The 20,083-nt window shown below is 69.7% G+C and carries 22 protein-coding genes and 1 tRNA gene; 19 read left to right on the top strand and 4 right to left on the bottom strand.

The genetic code is table 11. From position 1 onward, the window contains the following. Positions 1 to 20 precede the first annotated feature (20 nt). From ACZ48Y_RS05305 to ACZ48Y_RS05280, 6 genes are all read left to right on the top strand, one after another. Positions 21 to 410 (top strand): DUF302 domain-containing protein, encoded by a 390-nt coding sequence (locus ACZ48Y_RS05305; RefSeq protein WP_464739445.1) that lies wholly within the window; start codon positions 21 to 23, stop codon positions 408 to 410. Further along, complete coding sequence (locus ACZ48Y_RS05300) at positions 407 to 613, top strand: SHOCT domain-containing protein (RefSeq protein ID WP_464739444.1); 207 nt, start codon at positions 407 to 409, stop codon at positions 611 to 613. The genes ACZ48Y_RS05305 and ACZ48Y_RS05300 overlap by 4 nt, the downstream gene beginning before the upstream one ends. A gap of 1 nt (position 614) precedes the next feature. Continuing rightward, entirely contained in the window at positions 615 to 1,109 is a 495-nt protein-coding gene (locus ACZ48Y_RS05295; RefSeq protein WP_464739443.1) for a hypothetical protein, read from the top strand. After that, positions 1,106 to 1,756: a PspA/IM30 family protein gene (locus ACZ48Y_RS05290; protein ID WP_464739442.1), complete on the top strand. Its 651-nt coding sequence runs from the start codon at positions 1,106 to 1,108 to the stop codon at positions 1,754 to 1,756. Before ACZ48Y_RS05295 ends, ACZ48Y_RS05290 begins: the two co-directional genes overlap by 4 nt. Then, positions 1,753 to 2,181, top strand: coding sequence for a rhodanese-like domain-containing protein (locus tag ACZ48Y_RS05285; RefSeq protein ID WP_464739441.1), 429 nt, complete (start codon positions 1,753 to 1,755; stop codon positions 2,179 to 2,181). Before ACZ48Y_RS05290 ends, ACZ48Y_RS05285 begins: the two co-directional genes overlap by 4 nt. Before the next feature lie 90 nt (positions 2,182 to 2,271). Beyond that, on the top strand, positions 2,272 to 2,928 hold the full coding sequence (locus tag ACZ48Y_RS05280) for a peptidase M4 (RefSeq protein ID WP_464739439.1): 657 nt from the start codon (positions 2,272 to 2,274) through the stop codon (positions 2,926 to 2,928). 51 nt (positions 2,929 to 2,979) lie between these two features. Here ACZ48Y_RS05280 and ACZ48Y_RS05275 read toward each other — a convergent pair. Beyond that, positions 2,980 to 3,055: transfer RNA gene (locus tag ACZ48Y_RS05275), tRNA-Ala, on the bottom strand. A gap of 53 nt (positions 3,056 to 3,108) precedes the next feature. On the opposite strand from ACZ48Y_RS05275, the gene ACZ48Y_RS05270 reads away from it, so the two are divergent. Then, the gene (locus tag ACZ48Y_RS05270) at positions 3,109 to 4,740 is read left to right on the top strand and encodes a lytic transglycosylase domain-containing protein (RefSeq protein WP_464739438.1); all 1,632 of its coding nucleotides are present in this window, start codon (positions 3,109 to 3,111) and stop codon (positions 4,738 to 4,740) included. On the opposite strand, the gene mnmA is transcribed toward ACZ48Y_RS05270, so the two are convergent. Further along, positions 4,697 to 5,758 carry a tRNA 2-thiouridine(34) synthase MnmA gene (gene mnmA / locus ACZ48Y_RS05265; RefSeq protein ID WP_464739437.1) on the bottom strand — a complete coding sequence of 354 codons (1,062 nt, stop codon included), beginning with the start codon at positions 5,756 to 5,758 and terminating at the stop codon, positions 4,697 to 4,699. The two genes, ACZ48Y_RS05270 and mnmA, sit on opposite strands and share 44 nt — an antisense overlap. A gap of 13 nt (positions 5,759 to 5,771) precedes the next feature. Further along, positions 5,772 to 6,608 carry a DUF1385 domain-containing protein gene (locus ACZ48Y_RS05260; protein WP_464742828.1) on the bottom strand — a complete coding sequence of 279 codons (837 nt, stop codon included), beginning with the start codon at positions 6,606 to 6,608 and terminating at the stop codon, positions 5,772 to 5,774. A 107-nt stretch (positions 6,609 to 6,715) separates the two neighbouring features. Here ACZ48Y_RS05260 and ACZ48Y_RS05255 point away from each other — a divergent pair, with 107 nt between their 5' ends. Genes ACZ48Y_RS05255 through mobA form a run of 4 tightly spaced genes read left to right on the top strand, consistent with a single transcriptional unit; the run spans position 6,716 to position 11,064 of the window. Next, positions 6,716 to 8,161: a leucyl aminopeptidase gene (locus ACZ48Y_RS05255; RefSeq protein ID WP_464739435.1), complete on the top strand. Its 1,446-nt coding sequence runs from the start codon at positions 6,716 to 6,718 to the stop codon at positions 8,159 to 8,161. Positions 8,162 to 8,217: 56 nt separating this feature from the next. Further along, complete coding sequence (locus tag ACZ48Y_RS05250; protein WP_464739433.1) at positions 8,218 to 8,937, top strand: RNA methyltransferase; 720 nt, start codon at positions 8,218 to 8,220, stop codon at positions 8,935 to 8,937. Further along, positions 8,924 to 10,513 carry a sensor histidine kinase gene (locus ACZ48Y_RS05245; protein WP_464739432.1) on the top strand — a complete coding sequence of 530 codons (1,590 nt, stop codon included), beginning with the start codon at positions 8,924 to 8,926 and terminating at the stop codon, positions 10,511 to 10,513. Before ACZ48Y_RS05250 ends, ACZ48Y_RS05245 begins: the two co-directional genes overlap by 14 nt. Further along, complete coding sequence (mobA, locus tag ACZ48Y_RS05240) at positions 10,510 to 11,064, top strand: molybdenum cofactor guanylyltransferase (RefSeq protein WP_464739430.1); 555 nt, start codon at positions 10,510 to 10,512, stop codon at positions 11,062 to 11,064. Before ACZ48Y_RS05245 ends, mobA begins: the two co-directional genes overlap by 4 nt. Here mobA and ACZ48Y_RS05235 read toward each other — a convergent pair. Continuing rightward, complete coding sequence (locus ACZ48Y_RS05235; protein WP_464739429.1) at positions 11,052 to 12,407, bottom strand: MBL fold metallo-hydrolase; 1,356 nt, start codon at positions 12,405 to 12,407, stop codon at positions 11,052 to 11,054. The genes mobA and ACZ48Y_RS05235 overlap by 13 nt on opposite strands. A gap of 51 nt (positions 12,408 to 12,458) precedes the next feature. Here ACZ48Y_RS05235 and ACZ48Y_RS05230 point away from each other — a divergent pair, with 51 nt between their 5' ends. From ACZ48Y_RS05230 to ACZ48Y_RS05195, 8 genes are read left to right on the top strand one after another with little or no spacing between them, the layout of a single operon-like run. Then, positions 12,459 to 13,124: a response regulator transcription factor gene (locus tag ACZ48Y_RS05230; protein ID WP_464739427.1), complete on the top strand. Its 666-nt coding sequence runs from the start codon at positions 12,459 to 12,461 to the stop codon at positions 13,122 to 13,124. Continuing rightward, positions 13,121 to 13,990, top strand: a complete 870-nt coding sequence (locus tag ACZ48Y_RS05225) for a sensor histidine kinase (protein ID WP_464739425.1) — start codon at positions 13,121 to 13,123, stop codon at positions 13,988 to 13,990. Before ACZ48Y_RS05230 ends, ACZ48Y_RS05225 begins: the two co-directional genes overlap by 4 nt. Positions 13,991 to 14,009: 19 nt before the next feature. Next, the gene (phoU, locus tag ACZ48Y_RS05220; RefSeq protein WP_464739424.1) at positions 14,010 to 14,654 is read left to right on the top strand and encodes a phosphate signaling complex protein PhoU; all 645 of its coding nucleotides are present in this window, start codon (positions 14,010 to 14,012) and stop codon (positions 14,652 to 14,654) included. A 46-nt stretch (positions 14,655 to 14,700) separates the two neighbouring features. After that, positions 14,701 to 15,753 carry a phosphate ABC transporter substrate-binding protein PstS gene (pstS, locus tag ACZ48Y_RS05215; RefSeq protein WP_464739423.1) on the top strand — a complete coding sequence of 351 codons (1,053 nt, stop codon included), beginning with the start codon at positions 14,701 to 14,703 and terminating at the stop codon, positions 15,751 to 15,753. A 55-nt stretch (positions 15,754 to 15,808) separates the two neighbouring features. Continuing rightward, entirely contained in the window at positions 15,809 to 16,753 is a 945-nt protein-coding gene (gene pstC / locus ACZ48Y_RS05210) for a phosphate ABC transporter permease subunit PstC (protein ID WP_464739421.1), read from the top strand. Continuing rightward, on the top strand, positions 16,750 to 17,580 hold the full coding sequence (gene pstA / locus ACZ48Y_RS05205; protein ID WP_464739419.1) for a phosphate ABC transporter permease PstA: 831 nt from the start codon (positions 16,750 to 16,752) through the stop codon (positions 17,578 to 17,580). The genes pstC and pstA overlap by 4 nt, the downstream gene beginning before the upstream one ends. A 14-nt stretch (positions 17,581 to 17,594) precedes the next feature. Continuing rightward, entirely contained in the window at positions 17,595 to 18,341 is a 747-nt protein-coding gene (gene pstB / locus ACZ48Y_RS05200) for a phosphate ABC transporter ATP-binding protein PstB (RefSeq protein ID WP_464742826.1), read from the top strand. A gap of 21 nt (positions 18,342 to 18,362) precedes the next feature. After that, entirely contained in the window at positions 18,363 to 20,072 is a 1,710-nt protein-coding gene (locus ACZ48Y_RS05195) for a diguanylate cyclase domain-containing protein (RefSeq protein ID WP_464739418.1), read from the top strand. Positions 20,073 to 20,083: the final 11 nt, after the last annotated feature.

The raw sequence follows: 20,083 nt of genomic DNA, 5'->3' as shown, positions 1-20,083 counted from the left end.
CTAAGGTTGGAGGTGCCGACATGGTGCACAAAAAGGTGTTCAAAGGCAAGATGGCCGAGGTTGAGGAAGCGGTGCTGAGCGCATTTCAGGCAGAGGGCTTCGGGCTCTTGAGCCGGATCGCGTTCCACGAGGTCCTGAAGGAAAAGCGCGGAATCGAGATGCCCCCTTACGTCCGTTTGGGGCTATGCAACCCCGAGCTCGCGGAGCGGGCCCTGTCGCTAACCCCGGTGGCCGGGGTCGTTCTCCCGTGCGCGGTCATCCTGCGGGAGACGCCGGCGGGGGTCGAGGTGCGTTATCTGGATCCCGAGGACGCGTTCGAAGCGCTCGGCGAGCCTTACGATGCCGCGCTCGTCGAGGAGGTCAAAGCGCGCATCGAGGACGCGCTTTCGCGGGTGGAGGTGAAGGCATGATGGGCTTTGGCGGACTTTGGATGATCGTCCTGTTGCTGCTTCCGTTGTTCGGGATCTACCTCCTGCTGGAGGGTGGTCGCAAGGGCGGCACCGGGAAGGCCTCCGAACCGCGGAGCGCGGTCGAGGCCGCGCGGGAGCGCTACGCTCGGGGTGAGATCGATCGCGAAACCTATCAGCGCTTGATCCGGGATTTGGAGGGTTAGGATGGGCTGCCACGGAAGCAAACGCATCCGCCGTCACCGGCATAGCGAACGCGAGGCGCAGGTCGCCGCGCCCGAGGATCCGGTGGACCTGAAGTACGCCAGGGGAGAGCTGGACCGCGAGGCGTACCTCGCCGCGAAGGGTAAGCTTGCCGAGCCCCCGTCGGAGGCTCCGGGCGTGGCCAGCGAGGGCGCGGTCCTGGAGCGGGAGGCGATCAACCTCAAGAACCGGCTGTCCGCGCTCAGGGAGGCCAGGGGGCGGATCGTCGCGCGCCTTGCGTCGCTGGAGGAAGAGGCCGACCGGGCGTTGAGCGAGGAAGGCCTGGAAGCGAAGGAATGGTTCGAGGAAAAGCTTGCGCTCGAGCGCAGCTTGAAGGAGACCGAAGCAGCGATTGCCCAAGCAGAGCGCGCTCTGGCCAGGATCGAAGCCGCGCTGGCGGCGCTTGCCGTGGAGCGGGTGGAGGCCCGGCTGAGCGGGCGCGTGAAGGAGGCGCCATGAGTCTCGTGGATCGTATCGGACGGTTGTTGCGGGCGAACCTCAACGACCTCCTCGCCCGCGTCGAGGATCCGGAAAAGATCCTCAACCAGGCCCTTTTGGACATGAAGGCTGCCTATCGGGAGGCGCGCCGGCAGGTGGCCGAGGCGCTCGCCGAGGAAACCAGGCTGGTCCGCGAAGCCCAGGCGTACGAAGCCATGGCGGAGCGCTGGCGGGAAAAGGCCCGTCAGGCCTTGGACGCGGGTGAGGAAGCACTGGCCAAGTCGGCCCTACGCAAGGCGTTGCGCGCGGAGGCCCTGGCCAAGGAGCTGCGGCAACAGCTTGGAGCGACGCAAGAGGTCTTGCGGCGTCTGCGCGGGCAGCTCGACGCCCTGCGCGCGAAGATCGACGAGGCCGAGGGGCGGAAAAAGCTGCTGTTGGCCAAAAAGCAGACCTATGAGGCGGCGGAGGCCGTGCGGCGCATGCACGCGCGTTTCGACGCGCACCCCGCCGTCGAAGCCTTTGATGCGATGGCGCAGAACATCGAAGCGATGGGAGACCGCTACGAGGCGTTGTCGGAGCTCGACGAGGTCGAGGCGCTGGACGCGATCGAGGAAGAGGCTCGGTTGGAAGCGGCGCTTGCGGCCCTGAAGCAGGAGGCAGAGGCATGAAGCGGGGCGTGCTCGGGTTGTTGGTCGTGGGGGTGGCCTTGCTCCTTGGGTTCTTGGTCCTTTCTGCCAAGAACCAGGCCGCGCCGGCGGTGCTCCCCACGGATTCGGGGACGATCGACGTGGCGCGTTTGAACGCGCTCTTGAAGCAAGGGGACAAATCCTTCGTGCTCATCAACGTGCACGTCCCCTACGCAGGCGAGATTCCGGGAACCGATCTGTTCATCCCCTTCGATCGGGTGAGCGCCTACCTCGACCGCTTGCCCAAGGACAAGACCACCCCCCTCGTGGTCTACTGCCGTTCGGGTGCGATGAGCCGGATCGCGGTGGCGACGCTTAGGGAGCTCGGCTTCACCCGGGTGTACGACGTGCCTGGAGGAATGAACGCCTGGCAGGCCGCGGGGTACCCGCTGCTTCGCCGCCCTTAGGCGGGTACGGATGATGAGGGCCCCCCGGTATGGGGGGCCTTTATACGTGCTTTACGTTCCTCGCCGAGGATGATCTTGGAGGTGGTAAGGATGCAGAAGAAGGCAGTTTGGTTGGTTTCCGCGGTACTGGCGTTGGGGCTCTTGGTCGTGTTGGGGCAGGGCATGATGGGCGGTGCCGGATACGGGTATCCCGGAGCTGGGTATGGCTACGACGGCATGATGGGTGGCCCCGGCATGGGGGGGATGGGTGGTCCCGGCATGTCGGGGATGATGGGCGTCTACCCCGCGAGCGCGAAGCCGATTCCCGAAGAGGTCGCCCGTCAGCGCCTGGCTGACTTTGCCGCCCGGATCGCACCGGGGGCCAAGGTGAAGGACGTCATGGCCTTTAGCCAGAACTACTACGCCCAGGTCGTTGATCAGAACGGCAACGGTCTGGCCGAGGTCTTGGTGGATCGCTACAGTGGCGTGGTCACCCCCGAGCCCGGCCCCAACATGATGTGGCGTGGCGCGAGCCGCTACTTTGGGGGCCAGCCGCGCTACGACCAGCAGTCGGCCAAGGCGCTGGCGCTCAAGTTCCTCGCCGACTACTTGCCGGGAAGCCAGATCTACGAGGCTCAGGCCTTCGACGGCTACTACACCTTCGACTTCGGACGGGGGAAGATCGAGGGCATGCTCTCGGTCAACGCCTACTCCGGCGAGGTCTGGGTGCACACCTGGCACGGGATCTTTCTGGGCGGGGGCGAGTAGCCCGTCTAGGGGAGAAAAGGAAGCGGGGCGGCCCTTGGCCGCCCCGCCGCTTGGTGGAGCCGAGGGGATTTGAACCCCTGACCTCCTGAGTGCGATTCAGGCGCGCTCCCAACTGCGCCACGGCCCCAACCGCCCACCATGCTAAATCCTCTTTCACCGTTTGTCCAGTAGGGTGGGGGTGTGCGCTGGCATCTGTGGCTGGTCGCGGCGATCCTCCTCGTGTTGGGGCTGGGCCTTTGGTCGCGCCGCGCCATCCCGGAGCTGGCCTGGCCCGCGCCTTACGGTGAGCTGCTCCGGGCGCTGGATGAGGAAGACGTCGAGGTCCTGGCCCGGATCGCCAAGGGCGAGGACTACGCGGCGGCCCTGGCCGCCTGGCGCCTTTCGGAGGCGCCCCGACTCAGCCGCTCCGATCGCCGCCGGTATCTGGAACGCTGGCGGCGCCTGACCCATGACGCGGACCCCGCGCGCCTGGCCCGCCGGCTGGAGGCGCTCGGGGCCTGGGACGAGGCCGCCCGCGTCTGGCGACGCCTTTGGCCCCGGGAGGCGGCGAAGGCCGCGATGAAGCGGCTTGCACCCAAGAGTCCGGTGGCCCGACGCGTCCTCCTCGACGCCGGGGAGGCGAACGTCGTGCTTTTCTACCTCGAGGATCCCCTCTTGAAGGCCCGGGCCTGGATCCAGCTCGGCAAGCCAAGGCGGGCCCTGGCCCTGCTCAAGGGCCGGAACGACGCCCCCGCCGAGCGGCTTCGGGCCGAGATTGAGCGGCGGATCGGGCGGCCCAAGGCCGCGCTCGCGCGCTACCTGCGGCTCGGGGACGCCTGGAACGCGGGCGAGCTGTACCTGCGTTTGGGAGATGTGCAGGCCGCGATCGCGGCCTTCCTGAAGGCCGGGCCCCGGGGACGCTTTCGCGCCGCCGGGCTCTTGGAGCCCAGCGACCCTGAACGGGCCGTCGCGCTCTACCTTGAGGTGGCCCGGCAGGCAAGCCGCCTCTCCGATGACGCGGCGCTCAGGGCCTGGGTGCTCGCCGGCCGGATGGGGGACCGGGCCGAGCAACAGGCGGCCTGGGCGCGGCTCTCCGGAGGGCTCGGTCTGCTTGCGGGCAAGCCCCTTCCCCCACTCACCCTGCCCCCCCTGCCAGGGCCTCCCGAAGGGCTCGGCCTGGTGCGCCGGCTCCTCGCTTTGGGCAAGCCAGACTGGGCCCTCGGTGAGGCCCGGGTGCGCTTCTTCGCCGCGAAGGGGGAGGCTCGGCGGGCCTGGGGCTGGGTGCTCTTTGCCCTGGGCGACCCGCACACCGCGGCCCAGGCCGGGGGGCGGTTGGCTTGGGCCACGCCCTACGCGGGGGCCGTTCTGGACGCCGCCCGGGCCTACGGCCTGGACCCCGCCCTGCTCTTTGCGCTGATGCGCGTCGAGTCTGCCTTCGACGCCCAGGCGGTAAGCCCCACCGGGGCCAGTGGGCTCTTCCAGTTCACCCCCGCGACCTGGCAGGAGGTGGCCCGCCGGCTGGGGGAAGGGGCCGCGGATCCCTTCGACCCCGCGGCCAGCGCCCGCTTTGCCGCTGACTACCTGCGCACCCTGATCGATGCCTTCGACGGAGACCTCAGGCTGGCGATCATCGCCTACAACGGCGGACCCGGCTACGTGCGCCGGGTGCTTCGCCGCCACCCGGATTTTTGGGACTTCTTACGCTTTCAGCCCCGGGACGAACCAAGGGAATACCTGGCCAAGGTCTGGGCTGCCTACGCGGTCTACCGCGCCCTGGGCGAGGCCGCCTTCACGCGGCCGGCCTTTCTAGGAGACTTTCCATCGCCGCGATGATCTCGCCGCCGCCCAGGAGCTCGTCGCCGTCGTAGAAGACTGCGGACTGTCCGGGGGTGACCGCGAAGACCGGCTCGAAAAAGCGCACGACGAGCGCGTCGCCCTGGGCCTCCAGGCGGGCGGGAACGGGGCGGGCGCGGTAGCGCACCTGGACCGTGACCCGCTCCGGCCAGCGAGGGGCGATGCGGTTCGTTTTGCCTACCCGCATCGCCCACCAGGTCGCGGCCTCCCGCGGGCCGACGTAGACCACGTTGGCCTCGGGGTCCACGCGGACCACGTAGCGCACCCGGTGGCTCTGGAACAGGCCGAGGCCGCGCTTCTGGCCGACCGTGTACAGGACCGCGCCCTGATGTTCGCCGACGACCTCCCCGCTGGTCACGTCGACGACCGGGCCCGGCCGGGGCGCCAGGTGGCGGGTGAGGAAGCCCTTGGGGTCGTTCTCCACGAAGCAGAGGTTCTGGCTCTCCGGGGTCCTGGCCACGGCCAGGTCGGCGGCCTCCGCGATCGCCCGCACCTCCGGTTTGGTCAGCGGCCCTAGGGGGAAGAGGGTTCTCGCCAGGACCTCTCGGGGCACCTGCCAGAGGAAGTAGCTCTGATCCTTTCGCGCGTCCCGGCCGCGGAAGAACCGGTCCCCCTCGCGCCTCAAGTAGTGCCCGGTGGCGATGAAGGCCGCCCCGATGCGATCCGCGAGCGCGAGCAGCCTCCCGAGCTTGACGAAGGGATTGCAGGCGACGCAGGGGTTTGGGGTCTTCCCCGCGGCGTGCCCGGCGAGGTAGGGGGCAATCACCGCGTTCTTGAAGTCGGCCTCGGCCTCGAGGACGACGAAGGGGATGCCAAGCCGCCGGGCGACCTCGGCGGCACGGGCCTGGGCCGCGGTGTTGCAGCAGGAGTTCTCGGCCTCGCCGGCCTCGAGCTTGAGCATCACCCCGAGCACCTCGTGGCCGGCCTCCTTGAGCCGCAACGCAGCCACCGCCGAGTCCACCCCGCCGGAGAGCCCGAGGACGACCTTCGCCGCCATCCTCCGCCTTGGACTACGCGACCATCGCCCGGGGTGCGGTCTCGCCGACCGCGGCCTCGGTGCTCTTGATCGCGACCTCGATCATGGCGTCGTCGGGCTCGTCGACGGTCAGGCCCTGGAACCAGAACCCGAAGGCGCGAAGCGCCCTGGAGATGGGATCCTCGTGACGGGCGGAGAAGTAGAGCAGCTCGAAGGCCACCCCGGCAACCAGCGGCAAGAGCAGGACCCGCCCGAGAAGCCGCCACCAGAGGATCTCCGCGTGGGGCAGGAAGGAATAGACGAGGATCGAGGCCAGGATCACGAAGGCGATGAAGGTGGTGCCGCAACGGGGATGGAACCGGGGCTGGGCGCGGACGTTGGCCACGGTCAGGGGGAGCCCCTTTTCGAAGGCGTGGATCGCCTTGTGCTCGGCGCCGTGGTACATGAAGAAGCGACGCGTCTCGGCAAACCGGCGCAGGAAGCTGAGGTAGCCGATCAAGAGGCCGGCCTTGAGGAGCCCGGCCACCCCGTTGTAGAGGACGGGGTTGGCCTTGGCGTCGGTAAAAAATCCGGAGATGAAGGCTGGAAGCACGATAAAAAACAGGATGGCGACCGCCGTCGAGGTGGCCAGGGTGGTGTAGAGGGCGGCCTTGGAGATCGGTGCCTCGTCCCCCTCGACCAGCTGCGCGCTGCGCATCAGCGCCTGATAGGAGACGGAAAGGGCATCCAAGAGGGCCAGGACCCCACGAATCAAGGGCCATTTGGCCCAGGGCTTGGTCTTCCAAGCGGCGCGCTCCTCGTGCCGCTCGACGTGGATCTCGCCGCTGGGCAGGCGAACCGCCAGCGCCCAGGCGCCGGGGGCCTTCATCATCACGCCTTCGAGGGCTGCGCTGCCACCGATCTGAGGAACCTTCACGCCCTCCATTCTCGCAGGCCGGCTTGCGTTTGTCGAGCCCGGCGGCTTAGCCTAGACACGTTATGAAGATTGAGATTCGCGCAGCAAGACGTCCGATCACCGAACTTAAGGCGCAAATCCAGGCGGTGGGGGTGGTCTCGGGCCAGCTCACGGAGGCCGCCGCGATGCTCGATCAGCGGCTGGATGGCGCGCTCGGCCGCTACCTCAAGCGCACCAAGTTTCGCGGCGAAGAAGGAGAGGTTCGCTACCTCGAGCTCCCCGAGGCCCCGGTGCTGCTCGTGGGCCTGGGTTCGAAGCGGCACCTCGACGCCGACCGGGTTCGCCGCCTCGGCGGCGTGGTGGCCAAAGAGGTGAAAAAGCTGGGGTTTCGCGAGGCCGCGGTGGAAACCTTCTTTTCCGAAAAGCTCGGTAAGGAGGCGGCCAGCTACGCCCTGGCCGAGGGGCTATACCTCGGCAGCTACGACTTTTCCCGCTACAAGAGCGGGGCCAAGCCGCGCAAGGTGCGGTTCTGGATCGCCCGCGGGCGGGGCCGGGCGGTGGAGGCCGCGGTGCGCATGGCGGAGGCGACCCACTACGCCCGTGACCTGGTCAACGAGCCCCCCAACGCCCTGACCCCGGAGGCGATGGCCCAGGCCGCCCGCGAGCTGGCCGAGGCCTACGGCCTCGAGCTCGAGGTCTTCGGCCCCGAAGAGATGGAGGCCCTGGGCATGGGCGCGATCCTTGCGGTGGGGCGCGGCTCGGCCAACCCCCCGCGCTTCATCCACCTGGTCTACCGGCCCGAGGAGAAGCCCCGGGCCAAGGTCGCCCTGGTGGGGAAGGGGATTTGCTTCGACACCGGCGGCTACTCCCTCAAGCCCCAGGACGCGATGCGCGGCATGAAGGCCGACATGGCCGGCGCGGCGGCGGTGCTGGGCGCGATGCGCGCGGTCGCCGAGGCCCGGCCCGGGCTCGAGGTCCACGCCTTCGTCGCCGCGGCGGAGAATAAGATCAGCGGCCAGGCCTACGTCGTCGACGAGGTCGTGCGCACGATGAGCGGCAAGACCGTCGAGGTCAAGAACACCGACGCCGAGGGGCGGCTGGTCCTCGCCGACGCGCTCTGGTACGCCGGCCGCGAGGCCCCCGACGCGGTGATCAGCGTCGCCACCCTCACCGGCGCCGCGCGGGTCGCCCTCGGCGAGCGTATTGCCGCCCTCTACGCCACCGAGGACCGGCTGGGCACGGCGCTGCGCGCGGCCGGCGCCGCCGAAGGGGAGACCCTCTGGCCGATGCCCCTGGAGAAGGCCTACCGCAAGAAGCTGGAGAGCCAGGTCGCGGACATCGCCAACGTCGGGGACCGGCTCGGGGGCTCGATCCAGGCGGCGCTCTTCCTCGCCGAGTTCGTGCGCGACCCCTTCGCCCACCTGGACATCGCCGGGCCGGCGTTTCTGGAAAGGCCCTGGGAGCTCGGGCCGGCCGGGGCGACCGGCTTCGCGGTGCGCAGCCTTGCGCGCTATTTGATCGATTACTAAGGCAAAAACCTCGCGTTGCGCCGGGAAGTTCCTGGCGCAACGCGTATGATGGGGGCGTGGGGGTACGCGTCGTCCTCGTCGGGCCGCAGCAGGCCGGGAACATCGGCATGGTGGCCCGGGCGATGAAGAACTTCGGGTTGGATGCCCTCTACCTCGTCGCGCCCGAGACCCCGCTCACCGAGGAGGCCTACAAGTTCGCGGTGGGGGCGCGCGACGTGCTCGAGCGCGCGCGCACGGTGGCGGACCTGGACGCCGCCCTCGAGGGCGTGCACTGGGTGGCGGCGACCACCGCCCGGGCCCGGGAGGAGTACCCCGGCGAGCCCACCGCCCCCCGGGCGGTGGCCCCCTTCCTCCGCGCCGCGGCCGAGGCCGGGCAGGAGGTGGCCCTGGTCTTCGGCCGCGAGCGCTCCGGCCTGACCAACGCCGAGCTCGACCGCGCCCAGTTCGTGGTGCGCATCCCCACCTCGACCTTCAAGAGCCTGAACCTGGCCCAGGCGGTGTTGCTGATGGCCTACGAGCTCTTCGTCACCGAGGCCGGGGCCGGCCCTCCCCCCACCCCCGCGGCCGCGACCCAGCGCGAGGCCTTCTTCCAGGACCTGGCGCGCCATTTGCTGGAGATCGGCTACACCGACGAACGCCGGCTCCCCCACGTGATGCGCGCGTTTCGCCGGGTGATCCACCGGGCCGCCCCCAGCGAGGGAGAGCTCTCCTTGCTCTGGGGCCTGATCCGGCAGGGCCGCTGGGCGATGCGACGGGGCGCGTATGAGGAGACCTAGCCCCAACTTCGAGGAGCTCGCCCGCCGGGTGCGGCTGGCCAAGCGCTACCTGCCCCCGTTGCTGGCGCTCTTCGTGGTTCTCTTCGAGCTCGGTTTGCGACCCCTGCGGGTGGGGGAGTTCGCCTTCTGGCTGGCGCTCGGGTTCTACGCCTTGCTCGGCCCGATCGCGGTCTACCTGGTCCTCGACTGGATCGCCGACGAGCTCAGCGAGCGGGCCGCGGTCGAGCGCGACCTGCTCATCGCCTACGAGCGGCTGGCCATCCTGCGCAACGTCGTGCACAGCGCGATCGAGGCGGAGAACCTCGATGAGGCCATGCGGGCGCTGGTCGAGGCCCTGCGCCAGGGGCTCAAGGGGGAGGCCGCGATCCAGGTCGGGGAGTACCGCTACGCCAGCGCCGGTTTTCCCTCGGGGGGCTGCTCCCAGGCCGGGGTGGTCAGCGTGCGGCTGCCCCGAACCGGGGGGCGGCTGTGCTTTCTCGGCGAGGCCGATCCCGAGTTCCTGCGGGTGGTGGCCGGGGAGGTGGACGCGATCCTGGAGGCCGCCGAGCACCGCACCCGGGACCTCCTCACCCTGGTCCAGGTCGACGAGGCCCTGCGCGCCGAGGCCAACCTCGAGCGCCTGCTCGATCGCCTCCTGAACAAGATCGTGACCTGGGCCGACGCCGACGGCGGCGTGGTCTTTTTGCTCGACGAGGGCGGGGCCCTGCGGCTTTGGGCGAGCCGCGGCGAGCGCCCCCGTCCGGAGCTCTTCGTGCCCCAGGGGGCCTGGCGGGAGGCGCTGAAAAAGCCGGTCTTCATCGCTCCAGGTCGGCTTGCGGTGCCCCTCGGCGACAGCGACCCGGTGGGGGTGCTGGTGGTCTCCGGCGAGCACGAGCGGCTGCGTCAGCGCCTGCCCTTCTTGAAGCTCTTGGCCTCGCAGGTGACGCTGGCGGTGCGCAACGCCCAGGCCTACCTGCGGGCGGAGGCCCTCGCGATCCACGAGGAGCGCACCCGGATCGCCCGGGAGATCCACGACGGCCTGGCCCAGGCGCTGGCCTTCATGGCCCTCAAGCTGGACCTGGCGCTGCGGCTCTGGGAGCGGGATCCGAAGCGCGCGAGGGAGGAGATCCAAAAGGTGCAGGCCACGCTTCGGGCGCAGATCCGCGAGGTGCGCCGCTCGATCTTCGCGCTCCGGCCGGTGGACCTCGAGCGCTATGGCTTCGTCGAGTCCCTGCGGCGTTACGCCGACGCCTTCGCCGAACAGGCCGGGTTCCGCCTGAGCTTCGAGGTCGAGGGCGCGCCCAGCTTGAGCCAGGCCAGCGAGCTCGCGCTCTTTCGGGTGCTGCAGGAAGCCCTGAACAACGTGGCCAAGCACGCCAGGGCGGCGCGGGTTCGGGTGCGCCTCTCGGCCACGGAAAGCGGTGGGGCCCGGCTCGATGTCGCCGACGACGGGGTGGGCTTCGACCCCACCCGGGTGGGAGCGGGCCACTTCGGCCTGACCCAGATGCAAGAGCGCATCGTGGCCCGTGGGGGCCGGCTCTTCATCGAAAGCGCCCCGGGAAAGGGGACGCGCGTGCGGGCCGAGGTGCCGCGGTGAGGTGGAGCGGGGCGGTCCTCGCCGGGGGGCGCTCGCGTCGCTTTGGCAAGGACAAGGCCCGGTTCGTCTGGCGCGGCAAGCCGCTCATGCAGCACGTCCTCGACAGCCTGAGGGAGGCCGACGAGCGCTTCATCGTCGCCAACCGCCCTTATCCGGAGTTCGGCCTGCCGGTCCACCCCGACCTCGTCCCCGGCGGCGACAGCCTCTCCGGCCTGCACGCGGCCCTGGTTCACGCCCGCCACCCGGTCATCGCGGTCGCGGCCTGCGATCTGCCAAACCTCACCCCGGCCTACTGGAACCGGCTGCTCGCGGACCTGGGGACCGCGCTGGGGGTCGTCGTGCGGGGGCCCGACGGCTTTTTGGAGCCGCTCGCCGCGGTCTACACCAAGGCGCTCTTGCCGGAGGTCGAGCGCCGTCTCGAGGCCGGCGACTACCGCGTAGGGGGGCTGGCCGAGCTTCCCGGGGTGCGGGTCCTGCCCTGGTCTCGGCTGGGCGGGGCGTTTGACGCGGCGCTCTTTTTGAACTTCAACGCCCCGCCTCACCAGGGGTAGGGGGTGGCGAACCGCGCCAGTGTCGCCTTTTTCCCCAAAGCCCGGAGCCTTTCGGCCAGGGCCTTTTGCGCCTGGGGCTCGCCGTGCACCAGGAGGATCTCGGTCTCGTGCTTGAGCCAGTCCAAGAGCTCGTCCTGCCCGGCGTGGCCGGAAAAGCCCCCGAGCGCGTGTACCTCGGCGCGGACCGGGATCTCGTGGCCGTGGATCGTCACCGTCTTGGCCCCCTCGATCAGCCGGTGGCCGAGCCCGCCCCGGGGCTGGTAGCCGACGAAGAGCAGCGCCGAACGGGGATCACCGAGGTGGTGGCGCAGGTGGTGCAGGATGCGGCCGCCGGTGAGCATGCCGCTGCCGGCGATGATCGTCGCTGGCCCGGCGAGGTCGTTGAGCGCCTTGGAGGCCTCGACGTCGGGGGTGAAGCGCAGCTTCTCGGGGCGGAAGGGGTCGATGCCCTCACGGTAGAGCGCCTGGACCTTTTGGGAGAAGGCCTCCTTCACCTTTTCATAGACCTCGGTGATGCGCGTCGCCAGCGGGGAGTCGACGAAGACCGGGGCCACCGGGATGCGGCCGTTGGCCTCGAACTCGCGCAGGTAGAAGAGGATCTCCTGGGTGCGTTCCATGGCAAAGGAGGGGATCAGCACCTTGCCGCCGCGAGCGAGCGTTTTCCCCACGACCTCGGCGAACTCCTTGAGGGTCGCGGGAAAGGGGCGGTGGGGGCGGTCGCCGTAGGTGGACTCGCTGACCACCAGCGTCGCCGTCGGGGGGTCGTCGGGGTCCGGGAGGACCTCCTTTTGCCGGTTGCCGAGGTCGCCGGAGAAGACCAGGCGGTGGTCACCGGCCTCGACGACGATGAAGGCCGAGCCGGGAAGGTGGCCGGCGTTTTGCAGGGTGACGGTGAAGGGCCCGAAGCGCTGGGGCAGGTCGTAGGGGATGAGGGTGAGCCGCCGGAAGACCTCCTTCATGTCCTCAAGCTCCCAGAGCGGCTCGGCCTGGGGCAGACCCTTTCGCCTCAGGCGCTTGTTCTCTTCCTTCAGCAGCTTGTGGGCGTCCTCGAGGATCGGGCGCATCAACAGCGCGGTGGGCCGGGTGGCGTAGACGCGGCCCTTGAACCCCTGGCGCATCAGTCGGGGCAGGCGGCCGATGTGGTCGAGGTGGGCGTGGGTGACGACGACCGCGTCGACCTTGGTGGGGTCGAAGCCGAAGGGGGTGTAGTTCTTGGCCTCCACCTCTCCCTGGTACGCGCCGCAGTCCAGGAGCAGGCGGTAGCCGCGAAAGGCCACCATGTGGCAGGTCCCGGTCACGGTGAGCGTGGCGCCGAAGGGGAGAAAGACGGGTGCTTTGGGCATGCTTCTTTATATGACGTTTTTCTGACCCGGGGCGCCTAAGCTAAGAGGGGCATGGCGCGGGTTTTGCTGGTGGAGGACGAGCCCGCGGTGCGGTTCGCGCTGCGTACTGGGCTCAAAAAGGCCGGGTTCGAGGTCCTCGAGGCCACGACCGCCGCCGAGGCCTGGGACCTCTGGCCGGAGGCCGACGTCGTGGTGCTCGACTGGATGCTCCCCGACGCGTCCGGACTGCGCTGGCTGGAGCAGCTGCGCGCAACGCCGGGGGGAAGCCGGCTCGGGGTCTTGATGCTCACCGCCAAGGGGACCGAGGCCGACCGGGTGGCCGGGTTGATGGGCGGGGCCGACGACTACATGCCCAAGCCCTACTCCCTCGCCGAGCTCGTCGCCCGGCTGCATGCTCTCTTGCGCCGCACCGGCCGCGCCGGGCGGCTTTTGCTCGGGGACTTGGAGATCGACCTCGAGGCCCGCAGCGTGCGCCTCGGCGGTCGGGAGCTGACCCTGACCCGGCGGGAGTTCGACCTGCTGGCGACCCTGGCCGCGGCGCCGGGGAAGGTCTTTTCCCGCGAAGCGCTGCTCGATCGCGTCTGGGGGGAGGACTACCTGGGCACCCCGCGCACCGTGGACCAGCACGTCGCCCAGCTACGCGAGAAGCTCGGGCCGGCGTGGATCGAGACCGTGCGCGGCCAGGGCTACCGCTTTCTGGAGGTCGAGCCGGGGTGATCGAGGCGGCGTTCGAGGGGATCGTGCGCTTCGAGGAGGGCCGGGTTTTGGACCTCAACCCCGCCGCGGCCAGGCTCCTTGGCGTTGAGCCGGAAAAGGTCCGGGGCCGGCCGTTGATCCACGCCCTGCGCGACCGCCGGCTCCTGCGCCTGGCCGAGGTCGGGGGCGAGGCCGACCTCGAGGTTCGCGGGCGGCGCCTTAAGGCCCGCGCGGTCCCGGGGACGCTCTTTTTGCTCGAGGTCCCCGAGGACCCGCGCCTTGAGCTCGATCAGCTGCGCCACGAGCTGCGCACCCCGGTGACCGCGATCCGCGGCCTGCTCGAGGTCTTCGACGACCTCGAGGGGGCCGAGCGGGACGAGGTCCTGGCCCTGATCAAGAGCGAGGTCGAGCGGCTCGTGCGGCTCGTCACCAGCGGTGAGCACGCCAGCCTGCTGCCGCCGTATCCCCTCGCCGAACTCCGGCCGCGACTGGTTCGCCTCGTTCCCCAGGCTCAGACGATGGCCTGGGAGGATCGCCGCGTTCGCCTGCGGGTGGACCGGGACGCGATCTTTCAGATCCTCTTGAACCTGACCGAGAACGCCTTCACCCATGGCCGGCCGCCGGTGCGGCTGGTGGCACGCGTGGAGGAGGGGGGCGTGCTCCACCTCGAGGTCCAGGACCAAGGACCGCCGCTGGCCGAGTTCGAACCCCTCTTCCTGCCCGGTGCCCGGGGTGCGGCTGCGGCCCAGCGGCGGGGGTCGGGGCTCGGGCTCGCCATCGTGCGGCGCATCGCGCGGCGCCTTGGGGGCGAGGCCTACGGACGGGCCCTCGAGCACGGCAACGCGTTCGGCGTTCGCTTGCCCGAGGCCGCCTGGCTTCCGGGATAAGGTGGGGAAGGGAGCGGTTATGCGCGAAGCGTTGGAACAAGAAATCCAAAGGATCACCGCGCGGTTTTTGGAGATGGTCGCCGCGGTCCGGGAGATGGCCGCCGAGGCCACCGAGGCCCTGGTCAAGGGGGACGCGGAGCTCGCCGAGCGGGTGATCAAGAAGGACCGCGAGGTCGATGAGCTGGAGCTGGCGATCGAGGACGAGGTGATCACGGCGATCGCTCGCCACCAGCCGGTGGCCAGCGACCTGCGCTTTTTCGTCACCATCCTGAAGGCGATCACCGACCTCGAGCGGGCCGGGGACTACGCCGCCCACGTCGCCGAGGATGCGCTGGTCCTGGCCCAGGAGCCACCGCTCAAGAAGTACGTCCTCTTGCCCCAGGTGGGCCAGCGGCTCTTGGAGATGCTCGACGAGGTGGCCAAGGCGGTCGCGGAGCGGGACCTCGAGGCCGCGCGCCGGGTGCTCAAGCTCGACGAGGACGTCGACGACATGTACGAGCAGCTCACCCGGGAGCTCTTGACCTACATGCTGGAGGACCCCCGCACCCTTTCCAAGGCCCTGACCCTGCTTCGGGTGGCCCGCAGCTACGAGCGGTTGGGGGACCACCTGGAGAACATCGCCGAGCGGGTCTTCTACTGGCTGACCGGCCGGCTCGTCTCCTGACGTTCGCCTGACACAGCCCGGCTAGGCTCGAAGCGGAGGTGATGGCATGCGCAAGTATCTGATCGTTGCGGTTCTAAGCCTGTTCGCCCTGGCCTTCGCCCGGCCGATCACCCTGACCGGCGCGGGGGCGACCTTCCCCTACCCCCTCTACGCAAAGTACTTTTCCGAGTACGAGAAGCTGACCGGGGTGCGGGTCAACTACCAGTCCATCGGCTCCGGCGGCGGCGTCCGGCAGCTCTTCGAGCAGACCGTACACTTCGGGGCCTCCGACGCGCCCCTCTCCGACGCCAAGATCGCGGAGTTCAAAAAGCGCTTCGGCACCGACCCGGTGCACGTCCCCACGGCGCTGGGCGCGGTGGCGGTGATCTACAACCTGCCCGGCGTCGAGGCCGAGCTGAAGCTGAACGGCCCCGTGCTGGCGGAGATCTTCCTCGGCCAGATCAAGACCTGGAACGACCCCAAGCTCAAGGCGCTCAACCCCGGCGTCGCCCTGCCGGCGCTTCCGATCACCGTCGTGCACCGCTCGGACGGTTCGGGGACCACCTACATCTTCACCGAGTACCTGACCAAGGTCTCCCCGGCCTGGAAGGAGAAGGTGGGCTTTGGTAAGAGCGTGGCCTGGCCGGTGGGCCTCGGGGGCAAGGGCAACGAAGGCGTCGCCGGCCTGGTGCGGCAGGTGCCCGGCTCGATCGGCTACGCCGAGCTGATCTACGCCTTGCAGAACAAGATCGCCTTCGCGGCCATCCAAAACCGCGCCGGCAAGTTCATCCGTCCCTCGCTAGCGAGCGTGAAGGCCGCCGCGGTCCTCAAGGACTTCCCGGAGGACGCTCGGGTCTCCCTCACCGACACCCCGGCCCCGGACGGCTACCCGATCTCGAGCATGACCTGGATCCTCGTCTACCGCGAGATGGCCAAGAACAAGGCGTTCAAGTCGAAGGACGAGGCCCAGGCGCTGGCCAAGCTGCTCTGGTGGGTCACCCACGACGGGCAGAAGTACAACGAGCCGCTGCACTACGCCGCCCTGCCCGAGGTCGCGGTGCGGGTCACCGAAAAAAACCTCAAGTCCCTGACCTACGAGGGCGCGCCGCTCTTGCGCTAAACTCGTAAGCGGCCGGGCGGAGGCGTCGGCCTCCGCCCCCTGCCTTGGGAGCGTGATGCCCGACTGGCTCTATCAGCGAATCGGTGACCGGCTGTTCGCCCTGGTCGTGGTGCTCTTGGCCCTGGGCGTGGTGGGGGCGGCGCTGTTGATCGCCTGGGAGCTCTACCGCGGCGGCGCGCTGGCCCTTGAGACCTTCGGCTTTTGGACCTTCGTGCGGGGGACGAGCTGGGACGCGGTCCGGGGGCAGTTTGGGGCCTGGCCGGCGATCCTCGGCACCCTGATCACCAGCGCGTTGGCCCTGGCGCTGGCCTTCTTCCCCGCGCTGGCGGCGGCGGTCTTCGTCTCCGAGCTGGCCCCGCGCTGGCTCAAGGGGCCGGTGGCCTACCTCGTGGACCTGCTCGCCGCGCTGCCCAGCGTCGTCTACGGGCTCTGGGGGCTCTTCGTCCTGGTGCCTTCGGTGCGTGCTGGCCTCGAGGCCCCGCTCTACCTCTGGGCGGCGACCCATGCCCCCCAGCTGCTGCCCCTGCTCGGGCCGCCGAGCGGCATCGGGCTCTTTTCGGCGGTGCTGGTCCTGGCCTTGATGATCGTGCCCTACGCCAGCGCCCTCGCCCGGGACGCGCTCAGCCTGGTGCCCACCGAGCAGCGGGAGGCGATGTTCGCGCTCGGGGCCACCCGCTGGGAGGTGATCCGGCTCGCGGTCATCCCCTACGCCCGCGCGGGGATCTTTTCCGGCGTGGTGCTGGCCCTGGCCCGGGCGCTGGGGGAGACGATGGCGGTGACGATGCTCATCGGCAACAGCGTGCAGCTCCCCTACACCCTCTTCGGCCCCGCGGCGACGATGGCCAGCCTGATCGCCAACGAGTTCACCGAGGCTTCCGACGACCTCCATCTCTCGGCGCTGATCGCGGTGGGCTTTTTGCTCTTCTTGATCTCGCTGGCGACCAACCTCACCGCGACCTGGGTGCTGAACCGGATGAACCGGATGGGAGGGCGGCGGTGAACCTCACCCGCCGCAGGCTCCGCGACCGGGCGATGTTTGCCCTGGTCTTTTTGGGCACGCTGCTGGTTTTGGTGCCGCTCTTTTTCATCCTCTACTACGTCTTCGTCCAGGGCATCGGGGCGCTGAACCTGGCCTTCTTCACCCAGGGGCCGAAGCCCCCGGGCGAGGTGGGCGGGGGCATGTTGCCGGCGATCGTGGGGACCTTCATCGTCGACCTGATCGCCCTGGCCCTGGCCGCGATCTTTGGGTTGGCCGGCGGGGTCCTGCTCGCCGAGTACCCCGAGCACCCCCTGAACCCGCCGCTCCGGCTGGTCGCGGACGTCATGGCCGGGCTGCCGGCGATCTTGATGGGGCTCGTGGCCTTCGTCCTGGTGGTGCGCCCCCTCGGACACTTCTCGGGCCTCTCGGGCTCGGTGGCGCTGGCTTTGTTGATGATTCCCATCGTGGTGCGCTCCACCGAAGGGGTGTTGAAGCTGATCCCCTGGGAGCTGCGGGAGGCCGGGCTGGCGCTGGGGCTGCCGCGCTGGCGGGTGATCCTCAGCCTGGTCGCCCCGGCCGCGCGGGGCGGGCTGCTCACCGGGCTGATGCTGGCCCTGGCGCGGGGCGCCGGGGAGGCCGCGCCGTTGCTCTTCACCGCTTTCGGCAACCCTTACCTGACCTTCAACCCCCTCGAGCCCATGGACACCCTACCGCTCAAGATCTTCGTCTACGCGATCAGCCCCTACGACACCTGGCACCAGCAGGCCTGGGGGGCCTCGCTCCTGCTGGCCTTTTTGATCATGCTGACGAGTTTCTTGGCCCGACGCCTGACCGGAGGTGCCCGGTGAGCCAGCCCGTGCGCATGGAGACCAAGGACTTAAGCGTTTACTACGGGGAAAAACCCGGCGTGGAACGGGTCAGCCTGCCCGTCTACGACAAGCAAATCACCGCCCTGATCGGCCCCTCGGGGTGTGGCAAGACCACCTTTTTGCGGGCCCTGAACCGCATGCACGACCTCAACCCGCTGGTGCGGGTCGAGGGGGAGGTCCTCCTCGACGGGAAGAACATCTACGCCCCGGACGTGGACCCGATCGTCGTGCGCCGGCGGGTGGGCATGGTCTTCCAGCGCCCCACCCCGTTTCCCACGATGAGCATCTTCGACAACGTGGTCGCGGGGTTGAAGCTCGTCGGGGTGCGGGACAAAAAGCGCCTGGCGCGGGTGGCCGAGGAGGCGCTGCGTGCGGCGGCGCTCTGGGACGAGGTCAAGGATCGCCTGCGCGCCCCCGCGGCGGGGCTCTCCGGAGGGCAGCAGCAGCGCCTTTCGATCGCCAGGGCGCTGGCCGTGGAGCCCGAGGTGCTCTTGATGGACGAGCCAACCAGCGCGTTGGATCCGGTCTCCACCCAGTCCATCGAGGACCTGCTGACCCAGCTCAAGGCGCGGGTGACGATCGTCATCGTCACCCACAACATGCAGCAGGCGGCGCGGGTCTCCGACTACACGGCGTTCTTCCTCGACGGCCGGCTCATCGAGTTCGACCGCACGGAAAAGCTCTTCACCAACCCCCGGGATTCCCGCACCGAGGCCTACATCACCGGCCGCTTCGGCTAGCTGGTATGCTTCTTGGCGTGGATGGACGGCGCGCTTGAGGGCATTCGTCTGCCGCGCTGGGAGGCTGCGCTCATCGCCTGGCTCAAAGGGGTCCCTTTCCCGGGGGCCGCGTTTCGCCTTGCGCTTTTTGGTCCCGCGGGGACCAAGGTCATCGGCGATCCCGATCTCGCGGGGGAGGCGTATCCGCTCGTGCTCGAGGGCGAGCCCTTCGGGTCGCTGACCTTCTCCAGGCCGCTTTCCGGGCCCGAGCGCGCGGTGTTGGCGGATGAGCTCGAGGCGCTCGCCCAGCGTTTCCTGGTTCAAGAACACCGCTTGCTCTCCAACCTGCTCGCCGCCCTGGGGGAGGCGGACTCCCCCAAGGCGTTGGCGCAGGCGTTTTCCAAGGCGCTTCGCGACTACTTGGGGGTGGACAACGTCGGGGTCTGGGTCTGGCGCCGGGGACGCTTTTACTTCCTCGCCCAGGAGGGCCGGATCAGCGAGGCCGAGGCACGCTGGGAACGTGAAGGCCTCTCCCACGGTCGGGGTTTGATCTGGCGCGTCTACGAAAGCGCCCGGCCCCTCTACGTCGAGGCCTATGCCCGGGCCCCTGGCGCGCTCGGCGGCGAGCAGGCCCGGGGTTCGCTGGCCGCGCTGCCCATCGGGCGGGAGCGGCGGCCAAGGTACATCCTCGCGGCCCGCACCCGGGACCGCCGTACCTGGACGCGCACCGACGCCCGCGCCCTGGAAAGGACGGCGCGGGCGCTTTCCAGCGAGTTCGCCCGGCTGGACCTGGCGAGCCGGCTGAGCACGTTGCTCGAGCTCGAGCGCCTGCTTCCCGGCGGGGACCCCGATCGTTTCTTCGCCCGGCTCATGGACGCGGCGGTGGACCTCGTCCCGGGCGCCGAGGCCGGCAGCTTGCTGGTCCGCGACGGGCGGGTGTTCCGCTTCCGGGCGGCGGTGGGGTTCGACCTCGAGGCCCTCTCCGAGCATGCCTTCAGCGAGGCGGACATGGCCAACTGGGGTGGACCGGCCTGGCGGGAGGGGCAGGCGCGCATCCTCAGGCGCGACATTCCCAAGCGGGCCATGGCCACCGCCGCCGAGCCCTTCGAGGCCGCCTCCCGGGTCCACGAGCTGCGCGCGAACCTGCTGGTGCCGATCGTCAAGGACGGCGAGGTCCTGGCGGCCCTGAACCTCGACAGCTTCACCGACACGGGGGCCTTCGACGCGCGTTCGATCCGCATCGCCGAGGGCTTCGCGCTGCAGGCCGCGGCGATGCTCCACGAGGCGGCGATGCACCGGGCGCTCCACTTTTCCGCGCACCACGATCCCCTGACCGGGCTCTTGAACCGGCGGGGCTTTGCCTTGGCGTTCGAGGCCCAGCGCAAGGCGGGTGGGTCCTTCGCGCTCTTGCTCTTCGACCTCGTGGGGTTCAAGACGATCAACGACCGCTACGGCCACCCCGCTGGCGACCGGGCGTTGATCGCCGTGGCCCGCAGGCTGCGCCAGGGGGTGCGGGAGGGGGAGCCGGTCGGCCGCTGGGGGGGCGACGAGTTCGCGGTCTTGGTCCGGGTCGAGGGCAGGGAGGGGGCGCGGCGGGCCCTTTCCCGGCTGCGACGGGGGATCCGCGAAGCCCGGGTCGAGGACCTCCCTCTCCGGGCCCGGGGTGGGTTCGCCCTCTACCCCGACGAGGGCCAGGACCTCGATGCGCTGGTACGGTTGGCCGACGCCCGGCTCTATGAAGAGCGATTTTAAAGTGGTAAGTT

It is taken from the genome of Rhabdothermus arcticus, from assembly GCF_055382915.1.
The sequence above is the reverse complement of the archived record's forward strand: the minus strand, read 5'-3'. Positions and strand labels throughout refer to the sequence as shown.

Excerpts from the sequence above, each read along its gene's own strand:
- ACZ48Y_RS05305 (WP_464739445.1), top strand. The coding sequence starts at position 21 with ATGGTGCACAAAAAGGTGTTCAAAGGCAAGATGGCCGAGGTTGAGGAA.
- ACZ48Y_RS05300 (WP_464739444.1), top strand. The coding sequence starts at position 407 with ATGATGGGCTTTGGCGGACTTTGGATGATCGTCCTGTTGCTGCTTCCG.
- ACZ48Y_RS05295 (WP_464739443.1), top strand. The coding sequence starts at position 615 with ATGGGCTGCCACGGAAGCAAACGCATCCGCCGTCACCGGCATAGCGAA.
- ACZ48Y_RS05290 (WP_464739442.1), top strand. The coding sequence starts at position 1,106 with ATGAGTCTCGTGGATCGTATCGGACGGTTGTTGCGGGCGAACCTCAAC.
- ACZ48Y_RS05285 (WP_464739441.1), top strand. The coding sequence starts at position 1,753 with ATGAAGCGGGGCGTGCTCGGGTTGTTGGTCGTGGGGGTGGCCTTGCTC.
- ACZ48Y_RS05280 (WP_464739439.1), top strand. The coding sequence starts at position 2,272 with ATGCAGAAGAAGGCAGTTTGGTTGGTTTCCGCGGTACTGGCGTTGGGG.
- mnmA (WP_464739437.1), bottom strand. The coding sequence starts at position 5,758 with ATGGCGGCGAAGGTCGTCCTCGGGCTCTCCGGCGGGGTGGACTCGGCG.
- ACZ48Y_RS05260 (WP_464742828.1), bottom strand. The coding sequence starts at position 6,608 with ATGATGAAGGCCCCCGGCGCCTGGGCGCTGGCGGTTCGCCTGCCCAGC.
- ACZ48Y_RS05255 (WP_464739435.1), top strand. The coding sequence starts at position 6,716 with ATGAAGATTGAGATTCGCGCAGCAAGACGTCCGATCACCGAACTTAAG.
- ACZ48Y_RS05245 (WP_464739432.1), top strand. The coding sequence starts at position 8,924 with ATGAGGAGACCTAGCCCCAACTTCGAGGAGCTCGCCCGCCGGGTGCGG.
- ACZ48Y_RS05235 (WP_464739429.1), bottom strand. The coding sequence starts at position 12,407 with ATGCCCAAAGCACCCGTCTTTCTCCCCTTCGGCGCCACGCTCACCGTG.
- ACZ48Y_RS05230 (WP_464739427.1), top strand. The coding sequence starts at position 12,459 with ATGGCGCGGGTTTTGCTGGTGGAGGACGAGCCCGCGGTGCGGTTCGCG.
- phoU (WP_464739424.1), top strand. The coding sequence starts at position 14,010 with ATGCGCGAAGCGTTGGAACAAGAAATCCAAAGGATCACCGCGCGGTTT.
- pstS (WP_464739423.1), top strand. The coding sequence starts at position 14,701 with ATGCGCAAGTATCTGATCGTTGCGGTTCTAAGCCTGTTCGCCCTGGCC.
- pstC (WP_464739421.1), top strand. The coding sequence starts at position 15,809 with ATGCCCGACTGGCTCTATCAGCGAATCGGTGACCGGCTGTTCGCCCTG.
- pstB (WP_464742826.1), top strand. The coding sequence starts at position 17,595 with ATGGAGACCAAGGACTTAAGCGTTTACTACGGGGAAAAACCCGGCGTG.
- ACZ48Y_RS05195 (WP_464739418.1), top strand. The coding sequence starts at position 18,363 with ATGGACGGCGCGCTTGAGGGCATTCGTCTGCCGCGCTGGGAGGCTGCG.